This window comes from Pseudodesulfovibrio tunisiensis (assembly GCF_022809775.1).
Taxonomy (GTDB): domain Bacteria; phylum Desulfobacterota; class Desulfovibrionia; order Desulfovibrionales; family Desulfovibrionaceae; genus Pseudodesulfovibrio; species Pseudodesulfovibrio tunisiensis.
The window spans coordinates 2,297,581-2,316,828 of record NZ_CP094380.1; the positions used below are offsets into that span (position 1 = coordinate 2,297,581).

Annotated in this window: 22 protein-coding genes and 1 pseudogene; 15 read left to right on the forward strand and 8 right to left on the reverse strand. The window is 62.3% G+C overall.

The window, feature by feature from the left end; all coding sequences use genetic code 11:
* The 7 genes and pseudogenes from MPN23_RS11275 (at position 1) to MPN23_RS11305 (ending at position 5,649) form a co-directional block, all read left to right on the forward strand.
* Positions 1 to 948, forward strand: coding sequence for a phosphoglycerate dehydrogenase (locus MPN23_RS11275; RefSeq protein ID WP_243544294.1), 948 nt, complete (start codon positions 1 to 3; stop codon positions 946 to 948).
* Positions 945 to 1,841, forward strand: coding sequence for an NAD-dependent epimerase/dehydratase family protein (locus MPN23_RS11280; protein WP_243544295.1), 897 nt, complete (start codon positions 945 to 947; stop codon positions 1,839 to 1,841). Before MPN23_RS11275 ends, MPN23_RS11280 begins: the two co-directional genes overlap by 4 nt.
* A gap of 2 nt (positions 1,842 to 1,843) precedes the next feature.
* Positions 1,844 to 2,497, forward strand: a complete 654-nt coding sequence (locus MPN23_RS11285; protein ID WP_243544296.1) for an HAD family hydrolase — start codon at positions 1,844 to 1,846, stop codon at positions 2,495 to 2,497.
* 65 nt (positions 2,498 to 2,562) lie between these two features.
* Positions 2,563 to 2,802, forward strand: a pseudogene (locus MPN23_RS17220) (cytidylyltransferase domain-containing protein); the annotation flags it as partial.
* Between the two features lie 88 nt (positions 2,803 to 2,890).
* Positions 2,891 to 3,160 carry a glycosyltransferase family protein gene (locus tag MPN23_RS11295; RefSeq protein WP_243544298.1) on the forward strand — a complete coding sequence of 90 codons (270 nt, stop codon included), beginning with the start codon at positions 2,891 to 2,893 and terminating at the stop codon, positions 3,158 to 3,160.
* 2 nt (positions 3,161 to 3,162) lie between these two features.
* A complete protein-coding gene (gene galE / locus MPN23_RS11300; protein WP_243544299.1) occupies positions 3,163 to 4,143 on the forward strand; it encodes a UDP-glucose 4-epimerase GalE in 981 nt (326 codons plus the stop codon).
* 75 nt (positions 4,144 to 4,218) lie between these two features.
* Positions 4,219 to 5,649: a sigma-54 dependent transcriptional regulator gene (locus MPN23_RS11305; RefSeq protein WP_243544300.1), complete on the forward strand. Its 1,431-nt coding sequence runs from the start codon at positions 4,219 to 4,221 to the stop codon at positions 5,647 to 5,649.
* 49 nt (positions 5,650 to 5,698) lie between these two features.
* Here the strand turns inward: MPN23_RS11305 and MPN23_RS11310 are convergent, their stop codons facing one another.
* The gene (locus tag MPN23_RS11310) at positions 5,699 to 6,052 is read right to left on the reverse strand and encodes a TraR/DksA family transcriptional regulator (RefSeq protein WP_243544301.1); all 354 of its coding nucleotides are present in this window, start codon (positions 6,050 to 6,052) and stop codon (positions 5,699 to 5,701) included.
* Positions 6,053 to 6,206: 154 nt separating this feature from the next.
* On the opposite strand from MPN23_RS11310, the gene MPN23_RS11315 reads away from it, so the two are divergent.
* The 3 genes from MPN23_RS11315 (at position 6,207) to MPN23_RS11325 (ending at position 8,940) form a co-directional block, all read left to right on the forward strand.
* Positions 6,207 to 6,650, forward strand: a complete 444-nt coding sequence (locus MPN23_RS11315; RefSeq protein ID WP_243544302.1) for a DMT family transporter — start codon at positions 6,207 to 6,209, stop codon at positions 6,648 to 6,650.
* Between the two features lie 83 nt (positions 6,651 to 6,733).
* On the forward strand, positions 6,734 to 7,597 hold the full coding sequence (locus tag MPN23_RS11320) for a 4-hydroxybenzoate octaprenyltransferase (RefSeq protein ID WP_243544303.1): 864 nt from the start codon (positions 6,734 to 6,736) through the stop codon (positions 7,595 to 7,597).
* Positions 7,598 to 7,626: 29 nt separating this feature from the next.
* The gene (locus MPN23_RS11325; RefSeq protein ID WP_243544304.1) at positions 7,627 to 8,940 is read left to right on the forward strand and encodes a mechanosensitive ion channel family protein; all 1,314 of its coding nucleotides are present in this window, start codon (positions 7,627 to 7,629) and stop codon (positions 8,938 to 8,940) included.
* Positions 8,941 to 9,303: 363 nt separating this feature from the next.
* On the opposite strand, the gene phoU is transcribed toward MPN23_RS11325, so the two are convergent.
* From phoU to MPN23_RS11360, 7 genes are all read right to left on the reverse strand, one after another.
* On the reverse strand, positions 9,304 to 9,969 hold the full coding sequence (phoU, locus tag MPN23_RS11330) for a phosphate signaling complex protein PhoU (protein ID WP_243544305.1): 666 nt from the start codon (positions 9,967 to 9,969) through the stop codon (positions 9,304 to 9,306).
* Positions 9,970 to 10,010: 41 nt separating this feature from the next.
* Positions 10,011 to 10,772, reverse strand: a complete 762-nt coding sequence (gene pstB / locus MPN23_RS11335) for a phosphate ABC transporter ATP-binding protein PstB (protein WP_243544306.1) — start codon at positions 10,770 to 10,772, stop codon at positions 10,011 to 10,013.
* A 128-nt stretch (positions 10,773 to 10,900) separates the two neighbouring features.
* Positions 10,901 to 11,695, reverse strand: a complete 795-nt coding sequence (locus MPN23_RS11340; RefSeq protein WP_243544307.1) for an AMIN domain-containing protein — start codon at positions 11,693 to 11,695, stop codon at positions 10,901 to 10,903.
* Between the two features lie 166 nt (positions 11,696 to 11,861).
* Positions 11,862 to 12,719: a bifunctional methylenetetrahydrofolate dehydrogenase/methenyltetrahydrofolate cyclohydrolase FolD gene (folD, locus tag MPN23_RS11345; protein ID WP_243544308.1), complete on the reverse strand. Its 858-nt coding sequence runs from the start codon at positions 12,717 to 12,719 to the stop codon at positions 11,862 to 11,864.
* Between the two features lie 96 nt (positions 12,720 to 12,815).
* Positions 12,816 to 14,027 carry a methyltransferase domain-containing protein gene (locus tag MPN23_RS11350; protein WP_243544309.1) on the reverse strand — a complete coding sequence of 404 codons (1,212 nt, stop codon included), beginning with the start codon at positions 14,025 to 14,027 and terminating at the stop codon, positions 12,816 to 12,818.
* Between the two features lie 84 nt (positions 14,028 to 14,111).
* The gene (locus MPN23_RS11355) at positions 14,112 to 14,828 is read right to left on the reverse strand and encodes a M48 family metallopeptidase (protein WP_243544310.1); all 717 of its coding nucleotides are present in this window, start codon (positions 14,826 to 14,828) and stop codon (positions 14,112 to 14,114) included.
* A complete protein-coding gene (locus MPN23_RS11360; RefSeq protein WP_424450050.1) occupies positions 14,818 to 15,249 on the reverse strand; it encodes a 2-thiouracil desulfurase family protein in 432 nt (143 codons plus the stop codon). The genes MPN23_RS11355 and MPN23_RS11360 overlap by 11 nt, the downstream gene beginning before the upstream one ends.
* Before the next feature lie 109 nt (positions 15,250 to 15,358).
* On the opposite strand from MPN23_RS11360, the gene MPN23_RS11365 reads away from it, so the two are divergent.
* From MPN23_RS11365 to MPN23_RS11385, 5 genes are all read left to right on the forward strand, one after another.
* Entirely contained in the window at positions 15,359 to 16,525 is a 1,167-nt protein-coding gene (locus tag MPN23_RS11365) for an MFS transporter (protein ID WP_424450051.1), read from the forward strand.
* Positions 16,526 to 16,598: 73 nt separating this feature from the next.
* On the forward strand, positions 16,599 to 17,138 hold the full coding sequence (locus tag MPN23_RS11370; protein ID WP_243544312.1) for a chemotaxis protein CheD: 540 nt from the start codon (positions 16,599 to 16,601) through the stop codon (positions 17,136 to 17,138).
* 2 nt (positions 17,139 to 17,140) lie between these two features.
* On the forward strand, positions 17,141 to 17,947 hold the full coding sequence (budA, locus tag MPN23_RS11375; protein ID WP_243544313.1) for an acetolactate decarboxylase: 807 nt from the start codon (positions 17,141 to 17,143) through the stop codon (positions 17,945 to 17,947).
* Positions 17,944 to 18,246 (forward strand): Hpt domain-containing protein, encoded by a 303-nt coding sequence (locus MPN23_RS11380; RefSeq protein WP_243544314.1) that lies wholly within the window; start codon positions 17,944 to 17,946, stop codon positions 18,244 to 18,246. The genes budA and MPN23_RS11380 overlap by 4 nt, the downstream gene beginning before the upstream one ends.
* A 9-nt stretch (positions 18,247 to 18,255) precedes the next feature.
* Positions 18,256 to 19,218: a glycosyltransferase gene (locus tag MPN23_RS11385; protein WP_243544315.1), complete on the forward strand. Its 963-nt coding sequence runs from the start codon at positions 18,256 to 18,258 to the stop codon at positions 19,216 to 19,218.
* Positions 19,219 to 19,248 lie beyond the last annotated feature (30 nt).

Genomic DNA, 19,248 nt, shown 5'->3' on the forward strand with positions numbered 1-19,248 from the left:
ATGGCAGATACCATTCTCATAACCACGTCCTCGTTCGGCAGATTCGACGAAACCCCGCTCAAGGCCCTGCGCGACGCAGGCTTCCATGTGGTGATCAATCCCCACGGCCGCAAGCTGACCGAGGCCGAAGCCGAAGCCCTGAACCGGGAACATCACCCCGTCGGCATTCTGGCCGGGGTCGAACCCCTCACCCGCACGGTCATGGCAGCGGGCGGCAGGCTCAGGGCCATTGCCCGCTGCGGCATCGGCATGGACAGCGTGGACAGCGAGGCGGCCCGCGCACTGCGCATCGACGTGACCAACACCCCGGACGCCCCAACCCAGGCCGTGGCCGAAATCACTCTGGGTGCGATCCTGTGCATGCTCCGGGGAATCCACAGCTCCTGCGCGGCCATACGGGCCGGGAAATGGGAACGCCCCATGGGTGCGCTGCTCTCGTTCCGGACCGTGGGACTGCTCGGCATGGGCCGCATCGGGTCCCGGCTGGCGGAACTGCTTGCTCCGTTCGGCTGCCGGATTCTGGGTCACGATCCTCATGCAGACGCGCCGCACGGCGTGGAACAGGTCGAATTCCCGCAACTTCTGGCCGAATCCGACGTGCTCAGCCTGCATATCCCCTTTTCCGAGGCAACCCGCCACATCATCGGCCGGGACGCGATCCGCGCCATGAAACCCGGAGCCAGACTCGTCAACTACGCCCGCGGCGGACTGGTGGACGAAGCCGCGCTCGATCAGGCGCTGACCGACGGCCACCTTGCCGGAGCCGCACTGGACTGCTTCGAGAACGAACCGTATTCCGGGCCGCTGACCCGGCACGAAAGCGTGGTGCTCACCGGGCATGTCGGGTCCTACGCCCGGGAAGGGCGCATCATTCAGGAAACCCAGGCCGCCCACAACCTGCTGGCTTCGCTGGCAGCGGAACGCGGCGGTTCAGGGAGCAAGTCATGAACATCCTTGTGACGGGCGGTTCCGGATTTCTGGGCAGCCATGTGGCGGACGCCCTGAGCGACGCGGGCCACGACGTAACGATTTTCGACGCGATCCCCTCGCCCTGGCTGGGCAAGGGGCAGACCATGGTCACGGGCGACCTGCTCGACGCCGACGCCCTGACCCGGGCAGTGCAGGGCAAGGATGCGGTCTATCATTTCGCGGGCATCGCGGACATCGAGGATTGCGCAAAATCCCCGGTAGCCACGGCCAGCATCAACATACTGGGCACGGTCAAACTGCTTGAAACCTGCGTGAACGCCGGGGTGAAGCGGTTCGTGTTCGCCAGTTCGGCCTACGTGTTCAGCGAGTCCGGCTCGTTCTACCGCACCAGCAAACGGGCCTGCGAATCCTTCATCGAGGACTTTTCCAAGCGGTACGGCCTGAAATACACCTGCCTGCGCTACGGCTCCTTGTACGGACCGCGCGCCGACGGCCGCAACAGCATCCATTCCCTGCTCAGGCAGGCCGTGGAAACCGGAACCATCACCTACCACGGCAACGGCGACGAACTGCGCGAGTTCATTCACGTGTTCGACGCGGCCAAAAGCAGCGTGGACATACTGGCCCCGGAGTTCGAGAATCAGCACGTCATCCTGACCGGAGTGGAAAAAATGACCTACCGCGACCTGCTGGAAATGATCCGCGAGATATTCGGCGGCAGGATCGAGCTGAACATGCTCCCCCGGGACCGCGAGGCCCACTACCGCATCACGCCCTATTCCTTTGCGCCCAAACTGGGGCGCAAGCTGGTCGGCAACTCGTTCGTGGACTTCGGACAGGGCCTGCTGCACTGCATCGAGGCCCTGCACGCCGAAAAGATGAAACGCGAGGAAGACGGAGGCCGGAACTGATTATGCAGGCGGTCTTCTTCGATTTCGACGGCGTGATCCTCGACTCGGTATCCGTCAAGACCGAGGCGTTCGGGGACCTGTACGCGGAATACGGACCGGACGTGCGCCGCGCCGTGGTGGAATATCACCTTGCGCATGGCGGCGTGTCCCGCTTCGAGAAATTCCGGCATTTTCACGAAAACATTCTCGGCAGCCCCATGACCGAGGAACTCATGCACGACCTGTGCTCGGCCTTCAACCGGCTGACCATGACGAAAATCATGGCTGCGGACTTCATACCCGGAGCCCGGAAAACCCTGGGCGAACTGAATCTGCGATCCATTCCGGCATTCGTGGCCTCGGGAACGCCGCAGGCCGAGCTGGAACAGGTGGTGTCGGCCCGAATCGGGTCCGGCGTGTTTGCGGAAGTCCACGGCTCGCCCAGAACCAAACCGGAAATCGTGCGTGACGTGCTCGCCCGGCACAAGCTGAATCCCGGTGAATGCGTGTTCGTGGGCGATGCCATGACCGATTTCAACGCGGCCCGGGAATGCCGCGTCCCGTTTCTCGGGGTAGGGCCGGACAGCAGCCACGCCTTTCCCCCGGGAACCGCCGTGGTCAGCTCCCTGAACTGGGAATCCCTGAACCACCCCACGCCAATACAGGAGAAGGCATGACCGTCACAGCCCTGCTTCCCATGAAGGGACACTCCGAACGAGTGCCGAACAAGAACCTCCGCCCCATGTGCGGGGAGCCACTCTTCTTTCACGTGACCAAGGCTCTGGAAGCGTGCGAATGCGTGGACGCCATCATCATCAACACGGACAGCCGGGCCATTGCCGACGCAGCCCGCGAACGGTTCTCCAAGGTGGAAATCCACTGGCGTCCCGAGGAAATCCGGGGCGACACGGTTTCCATGAACCGGGTCATCAAGGACGACCTGTCCCGCAGCTCCGGTGAACACTTTCTCCAGACGCACGCCACCAACCCGCTGCTTTCGCCCGACACCGTTGCCCGGGCCGTGGCCGCGTATTTCGAGGCGCTGGACCGACACGGATTCCCTCTTTTCCGTGAACAGGCTCCAGACCCGCCTCTACCGGGAGTCGGGCGAGCCGCTGAATCACGATCCGGCCGAACTCCTGCGCACTCAGGATCTGCCGCCCCTGTTCGAGGAGAATTCCCTCCTGTACATATTCAGCAGACAGTCCTTTGCACTGGCCGGCAGCAACCGCATCGGCCGCACGCCCCGGATGTTTCCCACGCCTCCGGGCGAATCCGTGGACATCGACGAGGAACACGATTTCATCCTTGCCGAAACCCTGATGAGCCAAAGGGCCTGACCATGCACGACAGGACCATGCTGGTGGTGGGCGGAGCCGGCTACATCGGCAGCCACACGTGCAAGGCTCTGGCCCTGCGCGGATACGAACCCGTGACCTTCGACAATCTGGTCCACGGCCATGAATGGGCAGTGAAGTGGGGACCGCTGGTACGCGGCGACATCATGGACCGCGCCGCACTGGACGCGGTGTTCGAACACTACGACATTCAGGGCGTGATTCATTTCGCAGCATACTGCTACGTGGGCGAATCCATGACCGCCCCGGGCAAGTACTACCGAAACAACGTTGCCGGAACCCTGACCCTGCTGGAAGCCATGCGCGACCACGGCGTCAGGCCTATCGTCTTTTCCTCAAGCTGTGCGGTCTATGGCACCCCGACCACGCCGGTTCTGGCCGAAGACCATCCCCAGTGGCCGGTCAATCCCTACGGGTGGAGCAAATTCACGGTGGAGCGCATGCTGGAGGATTTCGGCCGCGCCCATGGCACGCGCCACTGCGCCCTGCGCTATTTCAACGCGGCCGGGGCCGACCCGGACGGAGAGATCGGCGAGGCCCACGATCCCGAAACCCACCTGATCCCCCTCGTGCTCCGGGCCGCACGCGACCCGCGAAAACCGATCACGGTATTCGGCACGGACTACGACACCCCGGACGGCACCTGCATCCGGGACTACATCCATGTCAGCGACCTTGCCGACGCGCACATTCGCGCCCTTGAAGCGCTTCAGGCGCACCCGGCCCTGACCGTGAATCTGGGAACCGGAACAGGATTTTCGGTCCGGGAAATCGTCGATGCTGCGCGCGACGTGACCGGAATCCCCATCAATCCGATATACGGTGATCGCCGCCCGGGCGATCCGTCCCGGCTGGTGGCGAACCGCACCCTTGCCCACAGCCTTCTGGGCTGGGAGCCACGGTACACCGACATCCGCCAGACAATTGAACACGCATGGAGCTGGATGGAGCGCGACCCGGAATAGGGCAACGCCCGGAACGGACTCATCCGCGCGAACAAGTTGAAAACAATCCGAGTTGCGGATAATACAATCAGAATCATGTCGGCAGGAACAGTGCTTTTCATCGCGGAGCCTCAGGCGGTCACCGGAATATTTCCCACTCTCAAGGAGGCGGGTCTTCAGGCCGGTCTGGCCGACACCCTGAACGGGGCCGTGAATTTCGTCAAGAAATCCAGACCGCTGATCATTTTCTGCCGCCCCGGACTGCAAGGGTTCGATGCCCGCAACCTGCTGGAGCAGGCCAAAACCATGGATGACTTTCCGCCCGTGGTCGTCTTTGCGCGCAACGGCTCGTCGGACGAGGCCGTGCAATTTCTGGAGCACGGCGCACGCGATTACTGGGTCGAGCCCCTGACATGGGAAAAGATCAGGCTGGTGCTGCCTGCCGAGGAACCATCCCGGCATCCGGCCCCGGAACCGAAACCGGATCACGCCGCGCACCATGCACCCAGACCGTCCGCACCGTCCGGCAGATTCCAGATCATCGGCCACCATCAGGCCCTGCTGCGCGTGCTGGCTCTGGCCCGGCAGGTGGCCCGTTCCAAGGCCACGGTCCTGATCTCCGGGGATTCCGGCACGGGCAAGGAGATGTTCGCCCGCTACCTGCACCACAATTCCGACCGCGCGGACAAGCCCTTCGTGGCCATCAACTGCGCGGCCCTGCCCGAACATCTGCTGGAATCCGAACTGTTCGGCCATGAAAAGGGCGCGTTCACCGGCGCCATTTCCCGCAAGCTCGGCAAGTTCGAACTGGCGGACGGCGGCACCATCCTGCTGGACGAAATCACGGAAATGGACCTCGGCCTTCAGGCCAAGCTGCTCCGCGTGCTTCAGGAATCGGAATTCGACCGCGTGGGCGGAGTGGAAACCGTGTCCGTGGACGTACGCGTGCTCGCCACCACGAACCGGGACATCGAGGAAACCGTCAGGGAAAAGAAATTCCGTCAGGATCTGTTCTACCGGCTGAACGTGATCCCGCTCAAGCTGCCTGCCCTGCGCGAACGCGGCGAGGACTCCGTGCTGCTGGCCGAATTCTTCGCCAACAAGTTCTGTGCGGCCTACGGCCTCGGCAAACTCGCGCTCTCCGAAGAGGCCAGACAATGGCTCACAAACTATGATTGGCCGGGCAATGTGCGCGAGCTCCAGAACCTCATGGAACGCGCCGTGCTGCTGGCCGGAAACGGCCCGATCCAGCCCCGGCATTTTCTCATGGGCGACGAGCAGTGGATGCCGGAAGACCTGACCGAAGTGGAACAGGACCAGCAGATGGCGTCTCAGGCGCAGCCGCCCTCCTCGCCGAGCGAAGCCCTGTCCGTCATGCCCATCCATGAAATGGAAAAACGGCTCATCCTCAAGAGCCTGGACGAAACCGAGGGCAATCGCACCCGGGCTGCCGAGCTTCTGGGCATCTCGGTCCGCACCCTGCGCAACAAGCTCAACGAGTACAAGAGACAGGGCATGGACGTATAGCCGCACCCTGTCCTGTCATCATTTTCTTCCCGCCATCATTCACCTCCGTTCATGTGCCTCGCCCGAATCCGGCGTCCGCATCCTCCTGACAGGATACGCACAGCCGTGCCTCGGGATTGGCCATGAGGCGACGCAGCCCGATGCCTTCGCCGCATTCCTCGCACACGCCGTAGTCGGTTTCCCGGAGCCGTCTGAGTGCATGCTCCAGTTCGATGCGACGGCGCATCCTGCGCCGGGTCACGGCCAGATTCACGCCCTGCTGCGCAAGCTGGGTGGCGAAATCCGTCTCGTCAGGACAATTTTCCAGACGGAATCCGGTCTGCTCCTCCATGTCATCCGAAGAAAGGGCATGCAGCCCGTTCAGCAAATGGGTCCGAATGGTCAGTTTCTGCGCCTCGGTCATGGGATCCTCCTTGAATGGAAAATCATGCTTTCCGGCCTTGTATTCCCGAAAGGCGCAGACCGGGTGTCGGACAGGTTACGGCACCGAATCGATTCTGCGGGAATTTCCGCCAAAGTGCATGGACGCCCGACGCAATCCCGTATATCGTTCCTCCATGAAAGGATTTTTTGTACTTCTCGCCATGCTCGGCGGCGCACTCACCGCCGTGCAGGTCGGCGTCAACAATGTCTTGCGGGCCGGAGTGGGCAGCCCGGTGCTGGCCGCCTTCATCTCCTTTCTCGTCGGGTCGGTCTGTCTTGGCGCATATTGCCTGGCGGCGCGAATTCCCATACCTTCATTCCCGGCCCTGTCGACCCTGCCCGCATGGGCATGGACCGGCGGAGCCATGGGCGGCATATTCGTGGCGAGCTGCATCATCGTGGCTCCCAAGCTCGGGGTCAGCTCCACCATGGCCTGGGTCATCGCGGCCCAGCTCGCCATGTCCCTGATCCTGGACCACTTCGGTGTGCTGGGATTCCCGGTGCGGCACATATCCCCTGCTCGTCTGGCCGGAATCGGCATGCTCATGGCCGGTGCCTTTCTGGTCTACAAATACTGACGCAGCGCCTCACCGAATTCCGCCCGATCGCAACGGACGACAACAGAGACATCCGGAGATTCTTCGGATGCGGAGGTTTTTTGATGAGATTTTCCAAGGATTTTGCGGCGGTCTGCCGAATGATAAAGATCGAGCACTCGGTGTTTGCCCTGCCTTTCGCCTTCATCGGCGCATTTCTGGCGGCCGGAGGCTGGCCCGGGACATGGAATCTGCTGGTCCTGACCGTGGCCATGGTCGCGGTACGCTCCTTTGCCATGGCCTTCAACAGACTGGCCGATCTGGACATCGACCGGGACAACCCGCGCACTCAGGGTCGCCCTCTGGTCACGGGAGAACTGTCCCGCTCCTTTACCATGTGGTTCATCGCAGGCACCGGCGTGGTGTTCGTGGCCGCGTGCGCGCTCATGAATCCCCTGTGCCTGCTCCTGTCACCCCTTGCCCTGATCTGGTCCGGATTCTACAGTTATTGCAAGCGGTTCACCATGTGGTGCCATTTCGTACTCGGCTCGGTGCTGGGCCTTGCCCCGCTCGCGGGCTGGCTGTGCGTGGACCCGGCTGTCACGCTCCCGGCCGTGCTGCTCCTGTGCGGCGTGACCTTCTGGGTGGCGGGCTTCGACCTGCTCTACGCCTGTCAGGACCATGAATTCGACCGCAAGCGCGGCCTGCATTCCATCCCGGCCCGGCTGGGCATTGCCCCGGCTCTGGCCATTTCCACGTTCAGCCACGGCGTGGCCGCCATGTTCTTCCTGCTGGCCGGCTGGGCCGCCTCTCTGGGCTGGGTCTATTTTCTGGTGGCAGGCGGCGTGTGCCTGATCCTTCTGCTGGAGCACCTGCTGGTCAAGGCCGACGACATGAGCCGCGTGAACGTGGCCTTCTTCACCATGAACGGAGTCATTGCCGTGGTCCTGTTCTTCGGTGTGGTCCTTGATCTGATCCTGACAGCCTGATAAGGCTGACAGGATAGGAGGAACGCGCCATGTCCGAATCCGCAACCCAGACATTGACGCAACTTGTCACCGACTTCGCGAAGTCCGCCCGGGAAGCCCTGATTTCCTGGGACAGTCTTTTCCAGATCAGTGCAGCCCTGCTCGCGGCCATGCTGGCGTGGGTGCTGTGGCGCGCCATGCGAGGCAAACTGGAAACCTGGGTGGACGGCTGGTCGGGACAGGCCTTCATGCATCAGCTCTTTGCCACGCTGGCCGGGGTGGTATTTCCGGCTTTCGCGGTAATCACCCTGCGCGTGTCGGCCGAGGCCATGCTGGCTTCGGGACTGGCCCACAATCTGCTCATGGGATTGTCCGACCTGTGCGTGGCATGGGTGGTGATCCGCGTGGTCAGCGGACTGGTACCCAACCGTTCCCTTGCCCGAGGCGTGGGACTGGTGGTCTGGATACTGGCCGCACTGCACGTCATGGGCCTGCTCGAACCGCTCTCCGGATTTCTGGACGGCCTGTCCATCACCCTCGGCGAAACCCGCATATCCGTACTCGCGGTGTGCAAGGCCGCGCTGCTGGCGATCATTCTGTTTCAGGGGGCCGGACTCTGCTCCAACTTTGCGGAACAGCGACTGGCAACCTCCCGCACCATTTCCCCGTCTTTCCGGGTTCTGCTCTCCAAGGGATTGAAGATATCCCTGTATGCAGCGGCCCTGTTCATCGCCCTGAGCAGCGTGGGCATCGACCTGAGCAGTCTGGCATTCTTCAGCGGCGCCATCGGCGTGGGCATCGGCTTCGGGCTCAAGACCGTGTTCTCGAATCTGGTCTCGGGCGTGATCCTGCTCATGGACCGATCCATCAAACCGGGCGACACCATCGAGGTGGGTGGCGTGTTCGGCGTGGTCCGAGGCATGCATTCCCGCTATTGCTCGGTCCTGACTCGGGACGGCAAGGAATATCTGGTGCCGAACGAGCATCTCATTGCCAACGAGGTGGTGAACTGGTCCTATTCCGACACCAGCATCCGCATCAAGATTCCGGTAGGCGTAGCCTACGATTCGAATGTGAAGCTGGCACTGAAACTGCTGGTGGAGGCCACGGAAGGCATTCCGCGCATACTGACCAACCCGGGACCGGCCGCCCGATTCGTGGGGCTGGGCGACAATTCCGTGGACCTCCAGCTCCGCATCTGGATCGGCGACCCGGAAAACGGGGTGGCCAACGTGCGCAGCGCGGTTCTGGAACGCATCTGGGACCTGTTTGCGGAACACGACATCGAATTTCCGTTCCCCCAGCGCGATGTGCTGCTCAAGCCGGATTCCCGCCTACGCGTGGTTCTGGACAAGGACGACTAACAGACCGCTTCCCGGCTTCACCCCCCAAAAAACATCAGCCCCGTAACGCATCGTGCGAAACGGGGCTGTTTTTCTTTACGGAAACGGATGAACCGTGATCGTCCAGTCATCCTGCGGCTGGCGGGCGAGAAGGGGGCGAGCGCAAGGCGCAAAAAAAGACCGGGGCCGACGCGTATGCTTCAATGCGCGAGGGTCCGGCCTTTTTCAGCAACGCAGCGATCGTCCCGTCATCCTGCGGCTGGCGGGCGAGAAGGGGGCGAGCGCAAGGCGCAAAAAAAGACCGGGGCCGACGCGTATGCTTCAATACGCGAGGGTCCGGCCTTTTTGCAGCAACGCAGCGATCGTCCCCTTCTCGCCCGCCAGCTACTCCTTGCAGCGATGCTTGAGATTGACCCCTTCCACGATGAAAGCCACGGTCTCGGATACGTTGGTCGCCAAATCCGCAATGCGCTCCAGATGACGTGCGCCGATGATGGCGTGCACTCCGCGCTCCACTATGCGGGTTTCGGACACCATGCCCTGAATGGACTGCTTGAGAATGGCGTAATTCAGACTGTCGGCCCGATCATCCATGCGGCAGACCTGCTGTGCCAGGGCCACGTCGTCGTCGATGTAGGCCTTGAACGCGTCGGAAAGCATGCGCTTGGCGGTTTCGGCCAGTTCCTCCATCCGGGGATCGTGCGGCAGGGGCGGACGCGCGCTCAGAAACATGGCCCGATGCGCCAGATTCACGGCCTCGTCGCCCATGCGTTCCAGATTCACGGTGATGCGCATGGCGCCGATGATGGTGCGCAGGTCCACGGCCATGGGCTGATCCAGTGCCAGAAGCTCCAGATTGAAGGCGTCCAGCTCGTCTTCCATGTCATTGATTACGGTATCGTTCTGAATGACGTCCTCGGCCAGATCCGAGTCATTCTCCAGAAACGCCTTCACGGCCTTGTGCACTGCCGTTTCGGACAGCGCGGCCATGCGCAGGACCTTTACCTTCAGCTCTTCGAGCTTTTTCGTGAAATGCTGTCTCTGTTCCATATGTTGCCTCGTGCGGCTTGAAAACATGCCGGGAGAACGGCCTAGCCGAACCTGCCGGTAATGTAGTCCTCGGTCTGCTTGTTCTTCGGCTTGGTGAACATGGCCCTGGTCCTGTCCACCTCGATGAGCCTGCCCATGAAGAAGAACGCGGTGCGGTCGGACACGCGCGCGGCCTGCTGCATGGAGTGGGTCACGATGATGATGGTGAAACTCTTCTTGAGCTCGTGGATCAGGTCCTCGATCTTCTGCGTGGCAATGGGATCCAGCGCCGATGCAGGCTCGTCCATGAGCAGGACTTCCGGCTCCACGGCCAGAGCGCGCGCAATGCAGAGCCGCTGCTGCTGGCCGCCGGACAGTCCCAGAGCCGACTTGTGCAGCCGATCCCTGACTTCGTCCCACAGGGCCGCGCCCTTGAGGCTCTCCTCCACGCGCTGCCCGATGAACTCCCGGTCCTTGATGCCGTTCACGCGCAGGCCATAGGCCACGTTCTCGAACACGGTCTTGGGAAAGGGATTGGGTTTCTGGAAGACCATGCCGACGCGCCGACGCAGGGAAACCACGTCCAGCCCGGGAGCATAGATGTCCTCGCCATCCAGTTCCATGCGGCCGTCGACGCGCGTTCCCGGAATCAGGTCGTTCATGCGGTTGATGCAGCGAAGATAGGTGGACTTGCCGCACCCGGAAGGGCCGATGAGTGCGGTGACCCTGTTCGCCTCGAATTCGAGATTGATGTCTTCCAGCGCCTTGAAATCCCCATAATGGAAATCCAGTCCGGCGGAAGCCACCTTCACGGTGTTGCCCATGTAGTCGTTCTCCGTTCACGTCTTTCCGGCCCGGGCCGCTGCCCGGTGCCTTGAACCAAGAGTGAGTACCCTTGCGGAGTTACACGTCCATGACCCGGATGTTACGATTTCGCAACATCCGAAAAGAATCAGAACGCGTCCGACCGTACCACGATCCCGAGAGAGTTTCCGGTATTTTCGATTTCCGGCTTGATCCGTGCCTTGGGCGCAGTGCGCAGATGCACCACGAAACGAAGTCTGTCCGGATGTTCTCCGGCCACGACATGGCGGACCGGGCCCGCATTGCGGCGCAGCACGTTCCGATGCCGGAGCGTCCATTTGCCGCGCAGGTCGAACACGAACCGGGCCGGACCGGACAGGGTGAAGTAGGACACGTCCCCGATCTCTCGATCCGTGACGATTTTCAGGACGAATCCGTTGTTGCCCGAGGTCAGGGACACATCGGTCACCACGCCGATGCCGGGCATGGGCGCGGGCTTTTCCGCAACCTTGAGCGATGGCACGGCTGTCGGGGCACTGGCGGGTTTGGCTGGCTGATCGGATTTGACTGCAGGAACAGCGGGGGAAGGCGCTGGCGTTGCCAGGGGCGCGGAGGAATCCGCAGGCGCTGGTTCGGCTTCCGAAGCGGAAGTCCTGTCCGGTGCCGTTGGCGAAGCGGCTCCCTCCTCGGGCACAAGATTTTCCTCGGACACGCTGCCGGGCGTGGCGGTCAGAGACTTCGCCTCGTTCTCCCCATCGCCCTCGGCCTTGACCTCGACGGTGGTTCCTTGGGGCGCAACCGGCATTTCCGGCCGGGACGGAGGCAGCACAGTGGGGTCCACGGGCATGCGCACCACGCCGGGCAGATCGCGGGCGCACCATGCCGGGCCGGGCCACAGGCACAGAACCGCCATGACCATTGCGGCAATCAGAACCCCAGCCATTCTTCCCGAACCCACAGCGTGCGACATCAAGTTCCCCTGTTCGATTTTTGCTCCTGTCCTATACAGGATGCACCGGAAAATGGCAAAGCGGTCACCTCGGGAAAAAAAGGGAGGCGGGCTTTCCGAAGAAAACCCGCCTCGCAAAATAACCTGGAAGTCCGAAAAGTTACACGCCGACGTGCAGCTTGAACGCCTCCAGCGTGTTGACCATGAGCTGGGCAATGGTCATGGGACCGACGCCGCCCGGAACCGGGGTCATGGCATGGACCTTGTCCTTGAGGCCCTCGAAATCCACGTCGCCCACAAGCCCTTCGTCCGTGCGGTTGATGCCCACGTCCACCACGACCGCACCTTCCTTGACCATGTCCGCAGTCACGAACCTGGGCGCACCCACGGCAGCGAACACGAAATCCGCTTCCAGACATTCGGCCTTGAGGTCCGCAGTGCGGGAATGGCACAGGGTCACAGTGGCGTTGGCGCAGGGGCCGGACTGGGAAAGCATCATGGCAAGCGGCTTGCCCACGATGTTGGAACGACCGATGACAACGGCCTTCTTGCAGGCCGGATCAAGGTCGTAGCGACGGAGCAGGTTGATCACGCCGGCCGGGGTGCAGGGTCGGAACCCGGGCAGACCAAGGGAGAGCTTGCCCACGTTGACCGGGTGAAACCCGTCCACGTCCTTGTTCGGGTCGATCAGGTCGAGAATCTTCTGGCTGTCCAGCCCGGCGGGCAGGGGCAGCTGCACCAGAATGCCATCCACGGAAACATCCCGGTTGAGTTCCTGAATCAGGCCTTCCAACTCGTGCTGGGAAGCGGATGCCAGCCTGTGCGGAATGGAGCGGATGCCGCAGTCGGCGCACGCCCGTTCCTTGTTGCGCACATACACCTGGGAAGCCGGGTCCTCGCCCACGAGAACCACGGCAAGACCCGGCTCGCGGCCGAATCGGGCCTGGAGCGAGTCCACCTCTTCCCGGATTTCGGACCGGATCTGTTTGGCGGTTTCCTTGCCATCGAGAAGAATCATGGTGTGCAATCCCCCGTTGAGATTCATTGAGAAAAGATGAGGCCGATTCGCACGAACCCGGGGATTCGTCAAGTATTCGATATTCGCCTGCCGGGCCTATTCCCCCACTCTGCCCCAGACCGCGAACACCGGGTCCGAGTCCTGCAAGGCGGGATAGTAGCGGTCCCGCTCGTCAAACGGACGAGGCCAGCCGCGTTCGGACCATGTCTCCAGATCACGATACGCCCCGGACCGCTTGAAGTACTGGCAGACCAGCCCCATGCGCTCGAACTCGTGCAGTTCGGCCCAGATGCGGATGACCTTGGGCTGGAACCAGCGATGGGAAAACGTCAGGACAAACACGCCGCCGGGCCGAAGTACCCGTGCCGCGTCCGCAAAGACCTCGAACGGCTGGATCAGGTACTCCACGGACGAGGTGCACACCAGCGCGTCGAAGCTGTTGTCCGCAAAGGGCAGGGTCGGGTCCGCGTTCAGATCGTGGACCACGTTCCGATCCAAACGCGAGTTGCGCCGCATTTCCTCCTGATTCATGCCGAGCCCGGTCACGGAACCGGGTCGAAGTGCGTCCGGCAGATGGGAGATATGCCCGGCCATGAGGTCGAGCACGTCCATGCCGTCAGCCAGCAGCCTGTCGTACAGCCAGACAATGTTTTCCCGGGCCTGCCTGTCCAGATGCGGCACGAGCCGGGGTTTGGAAAAGAATTCCGCATCCGGGGACTCGTCCTCGCGATGAAACGGATCGGACCCGAGAAAATCCGTGGGCGTGTCCTCGAGCCGCGCCTGCATGCCCGGGCCGTCCAGCAGCACGTTTGTCCAGTTGTGCAGCATGCCGCCTGGCTCGGAGCCGCGTTCGCGCACTTCCAAGACCCGCGCGCGCAACGTCACCTCACGCCCGGCCATGGGATGGTTCAGGTCGGCCTTGAGACTGGCCTTGGTCCTGCCCACCACGCGAAAGGGCAAGGTGTTCGAGGGGTGCGCACCCGGCACGTCCTGGAGCAGGGTCTGGGGATAATAGCGTCCGATGCGCGGCTTGATCCGGCGACCGTCCACGATTGCGGACCGGAACTTGTACAGCGGCATGTCATGAATCCGGCTTTCGGAAAACTGTGGCACCTCGGATGCATCCAGTTGCATTTCCACGCCATCCCCGGGCCCGAGGGCCAGCAGACGACTTTTGAGGTTCAGGGGCAGGATGTCGCCCTGAAAATTCACGTTCGGCGCGTACATCGCGTCCGTATGCGCAACATGGTGGCTGCGCCAGAACAATTCGAACCGGATGGCGGCCAGACAATCGGCAGTAATCTGCATGCACTCTCCTCGTCAGCGGGCTGTAAAGCGGAAAGTCCGCTCATATCATCATATAGTACCCGAAAAAGAGGAAAGAGCAAGACATCACGCGGCCCAGAGCGGCACCAGACGCCCGGCGGCATTCAGGGCAGCCTCGTTTTCCCGGAATCCGGGACGAAACCCGGCCACGGTCTTCCAGAAGGCCTGTGAATGATCGAGATGCCTGAGATGACACAACTCGTGAACGAAAAGCTGGTCCACCAGATGGGGCGGAAGAAAGAGCAGGCGGGCGTTCAGGCTGATGGTGCCCTGCGCGGAACAGCTTCCCCAGCGCGTCTTCTGGAACCGGATGCGCACTGCGGAATGCTCCAGTCCGAGTTCCCGGCCCACCTCGGACAGCCAGGGCACGAACTGCTCGCGCGCCTTTCGGGCCGTGAACCGTTTCAATGCATCAAGGGCGGCAACATCATCCGGTCCCGGCGCGGACACCAGAATCCGGTTCGCGCTCTCCCGCACGTGCACGGTCCCGGACCGCTCCACCCGGCCCACCTCGTATTCCCGACCCACGGCGCGAAACTCGATGCGCTCCGGGAATTCGGGCAGTGCGCCGGACAGGTCCACGCCGCGCTCCTCCATGTTCCGGCGCGTGCGCTCGATCCACTCCCGTTTCTCTTCGAGAATGCCCGGGATCAGGGAACGATCGAATCCCCTGGGCACGACCACGCGCAATCCCTTGCCCGGCACCAGCTTGATCAGCACGCGCCTTGCCCGGGGATGTTCGGCAATGGTCAGAGGCAGACCGAAATCCGAATCACTCTTCACAGGTCTCGGCCCGCACCATGACGCCGTTCTTCCGAAGCAGGGCAGCAAACATGCCCTCGCCCGGAATCAGTCTGCCGGAAAACGTGCCGTCATACACGGTGTCCGGCCCGCAGGAAGGGGAACGCGACTTGAGCAGGGCTTCCTCGCATCCGGCTTCCCGGGCAAGGTCCAGCGCCTTGCGCGCGCCCAGTTCGAACGCATGGGTCACGTCATTGCCGTCCCGGTCCAGAACACGGCCGTCAACGATCTCGGCCGGAGTTCTGGGCGTGGGCAGCCCCCCGAGCTGTTCCGGGCACACGAGCAGAGCCCGGCCCTGCCGAACCAGTTCCACGGCGGGTTCAAAGGGGACGGACTGGCCATCATAGCGGCACGGCTCGCCCGCAAGGCAGGCGCTCACGATTATTTTCTTCGATGTATCCATATGCATTCCGGATTGATAAAGCTGAAAGAATCTATATTGCGCGGACAATACCCTTGATTTTTCCGAAAGCAAAGCCCATAAGCCCCCCGGAAGGGAGACCGGAGAACCAATGATGAATACCGAATCCAAGCGCCGGATGTACCTGTTCCTGCTCGTCCTCGTGGTTTCCTCCACTGTCGGGTTTCAGGGCTGGCGCACCCTGATCAACAACTTTGCCGTGGACGTGGGCGGACTTTCCGGGCTGGACATGGGGCTGGTCCAGTCCGTACGCGAGATTCCCGGCTTTCTGGCCCTGCTCGCGGTCTACGTCATCCTGTTCGTTCGCGAACACCGGCTGGCCGCGTTCTCCGTGGCCGTGCTCGGCGCAGGCGTGGCTCTGGCCGGATGGCTGCCCACCACGGCCGGGCTGGTCTTCACCACCCTGATCATGAGTTTCGGGTTCCACTACTTCGAAACCATGAACCAGTCCCTGACCCTCCAGTACTTCAGCCACACCGAGGCCCCGGTGGTCATGGGCCGGCTCAGGTCGTTCACCGCCCTGACCAACATCGCAGTGGGCGGCGCCATCTGGATCATGACCAGACACATGGGCTTCACGGCCATGTTCATCGCTCTGGGCGCAATACCGCTTCTGGCCGGGCTGTGGGGACTGACCCGCAATCCCAGCGACAGCACCCTGCCGCCCCAGCGCAAGAAACTGGTCTTTCGCACCCGGTACTGGCTCTTCTACGCCCTGACCTTCATGGCCGGGGCCAGACGGCAGATTTTCGTGGCATTCGCGGTCTTTCTGCTGGTGGAAAAATTCGGGTATTCCATTCAGGCCATCACCATCCTGTTCGTGGTGAACAACGTGATCAACTTCGTGGCCAACCCCCTGCTGGCCCGAGCCGTGAACCGTTTCGGCGAACGCTCGGTCCTGTCCGTGGAATATGGCAGCCTGATCGTGATCTTCCTTGCCTATGCCTGGACCGACAGCCCTGTCGTGGCCGGGGCGCTCTATGTTCTGGACAACATCTTCTTCAACTTTTCCATGGCCGTGAAGACCTTCTACCAGAAGATCGCGGACCCGAAGGACATTGCCTCGGGCATGGCCGTGGGATTCACCATCAATCACATCGCAGCCGTGTTCATCCCCTTCATGGGCGGAATTCTCTGGATGGCGGATTATCGGATCGTGTTTCTGGGAGGCGCGGCAATGGGCCTCATATCCCTGATTCTTTCCCAATTCGTGACCCGACAGATCGAACATGCCGGAAATACAACGCGGTTGACTTGATCGAGGACACATGGTTCATTTGTTTCCCTGGGGGAATGGTTCCTCAAGAAAAACCGGCGGGCAGGCCCCTCGCATGGAAAAAGACACCCAAGGTTATCCCAAGGTCTTCTTGCAGACCGGAGACTGCTACCTCGCGGTGCAGCCAACGCTCGTGAACACGGTGCTCGGATCATGTCTGGCCGTGACCATGCACAGCCCCAAGCACGGCATCGGAGCCATCTGCCACGCATTCCTGCCGGACAGCTCGGACAACAAGCGGCCCGGCGTGTCCACCATCCAGCCCTGCCGATTCGTGGACACGGCTCTGGAAACCATGCTCGACAGCATGAAGAAGCTGAAGATTCCCAAGTCCGATCTCGTGGTGAAGATGTTCGGCGGCGCATCCGGCATTGCAGTGCGCGGCATGGAGTACAGCTCCTACGACATCGGCCGCCGCAACGTGGAGATGGCGCGCAAGCTGCTCAAGTTCGCGGGGCTGGATATCTCGGTGACCGACGTGGGCGGCAATCAGGGCCGCAAGCTCCTGTTCCTGAGCAACACGGGCGAAGTCTGGCTCAAGCGCTTGACCAAGAACACCTTTGACAAGGAATCCATGCTGACCGGAAGGAGATGATGATGCACAAACGTTTCCGGCTCTCCGGTCCAGTCCTCTGCCTGACCCTGCTCTTCACCCTCTGCCTTGCCGGACCAGCCCCTGCCGGAAACGGGCTGTACCAGTACTCCACCATCGACGCGCTGCTCGCCGGGCTGTACGACGGCGACCTCACCGTGCGCGATCTCAAGTTTCACGGGGATTTCGGTCTGGGCACCTTCAACGGTCTTGACGGCGAGATGGTCGTTCTGGAAGGCCAGTGCTACCACGTCACGGCCGGAGGCAAGGCGGTCACCCCCTCGGATCAGGCCCTGACCCCGTTCGCCGTGGTCACGTTCTTCGAGGAGGACGTGATCCTCAAGCTCGGCAGAATCCGGTCGCTGGACGAATTGAACAAGGCCGTGCTTGCGGCCCTGCCCTCACGCAACACGTTCTGCGCCATCCGCATCGACGGCCGCTTCTCCCGGATCAAGGCCCGGGCCATTCCCCGGCAGAATCCGCCCTACCAGCCGCTTGCCGAACTCGTGAAGCAGCAGGTGGTGGTCAAGTTCACGGGCCGGGGCACGCTGGTGGGCTTCTATTCCCCGGCGTTCGTGCGCGGGGTGAACGTGCCCGGCTTCCACTGGCATTTCCTGACCGAGGACCGCACCGGCGGCGGCCATGTTCTGGATGCGGCCCTGAACAACGAGGTGGCCCGCATCGACGAACTGCGCGAATTTTCCGTCCAGCTCCCGAACAGCCCCGGGTTCGACAGGCTCGATCTGTCCGGCGACAGAAGCCGCGAACTGCACAAGGTGGAGAAGGACCCTGAAGGCAAGACCGCAAAATGACGACTTCCGAAACCGTTTGCGTGGACCCGGAGCTTGCGCCCATCATGCCCCGATATCTGGAACTCTGCCGGGCCAACCTGCGCACCCTGCTCGATGCGGTGCGGCATGGTGATCATGAAACCGTGCGCCTGCTGGGCCACAAGCTCAAGGGCTCGGGCGCATCATACGGCCTGAACCGGATTTCGGAACTGGGTGCCGCGCTGGAAATCGCGGGCCGGGAAGAACGGCCCGGGCAGGCCGGGCAACTGGCTGCCGAAGCCGAGCACTACCTGAACACGATCCGCATCATCTACGAATAGGAGCACGGCGTGAACATCCTGATGCTGGCCATCAACGACCCGGCGGGCACGGCCATTCAATTCTGCCGCGCCCTGAACCGCCACACGAATCATTCCGCCCGACTCGCCACGCTGGAAACCCGCTACACCCATTCATGGCGAGCCGACCTGCACGTCCCGGACCTCGGCCCGGACGGACTGGACGAACTCGGCGAACTCATGGCCGGGGCCGACGTGTTCCATTTCCACATGACCTGCGACGAATACGTGCGCTTCGGCCCGTTCACACCGGCCGACTACATCGATGGCAAGGCCGTGGTGCATCACCATCACGGGCATCACGACTTCCGCTCCAACCCGGAATCCTTTCGCGTGCGATATCGTGCGCTGGGCCGCACCAATCTGCTGGTCAGCACGCCGGACCTGCTCCGGCTCCTGCCCGAGGCCATGTGGCTGCCCAATCCCGTGCCCGTGAACGATCCCCTGCTGCTTCCCCTGCCGGGCAGGTTCGACACGCCCGGTCCGCTCCGGGTCTGTCATTCGCCCACGCGCAAGGACCTCAAGAACACCGACGAATTTCTGGGCGTGGTCGACGAACTGAACAGGGACGGCCAGCGGCTGGACCTCGACCTGATCGACGACGTGCCCAACACCGAATGTCTGCGCCGCAAGCGCCAGTGCCACGTGTGCTTCGACCACATGCAGGGATATTACGGGGTGAGCAGTCTGGAAGGGCTGTCGCAGGGACTGGCCGTGATCGCCGGTCTGGATGACTGGAACCGGGGCCACATGGCGGAATTCGCCGGAACCGACGACCTGCCGTGGGTGATCGCCCGCAACGCCGAGGAACTGGCCGGACGTCTTCGCGAACTGGCTGCCGACCGGGAGCTGTGCCGGGAAATCGGCCTGCGTTCCCGAGAATTCATGGAAAACCGCTGGTCCGACAAAATCGTGGCGACCCGGCTGAACCGGTTCTACGAACGACTGTCCTGATTTCCGGCCTGCAACCCCATTATAATAATG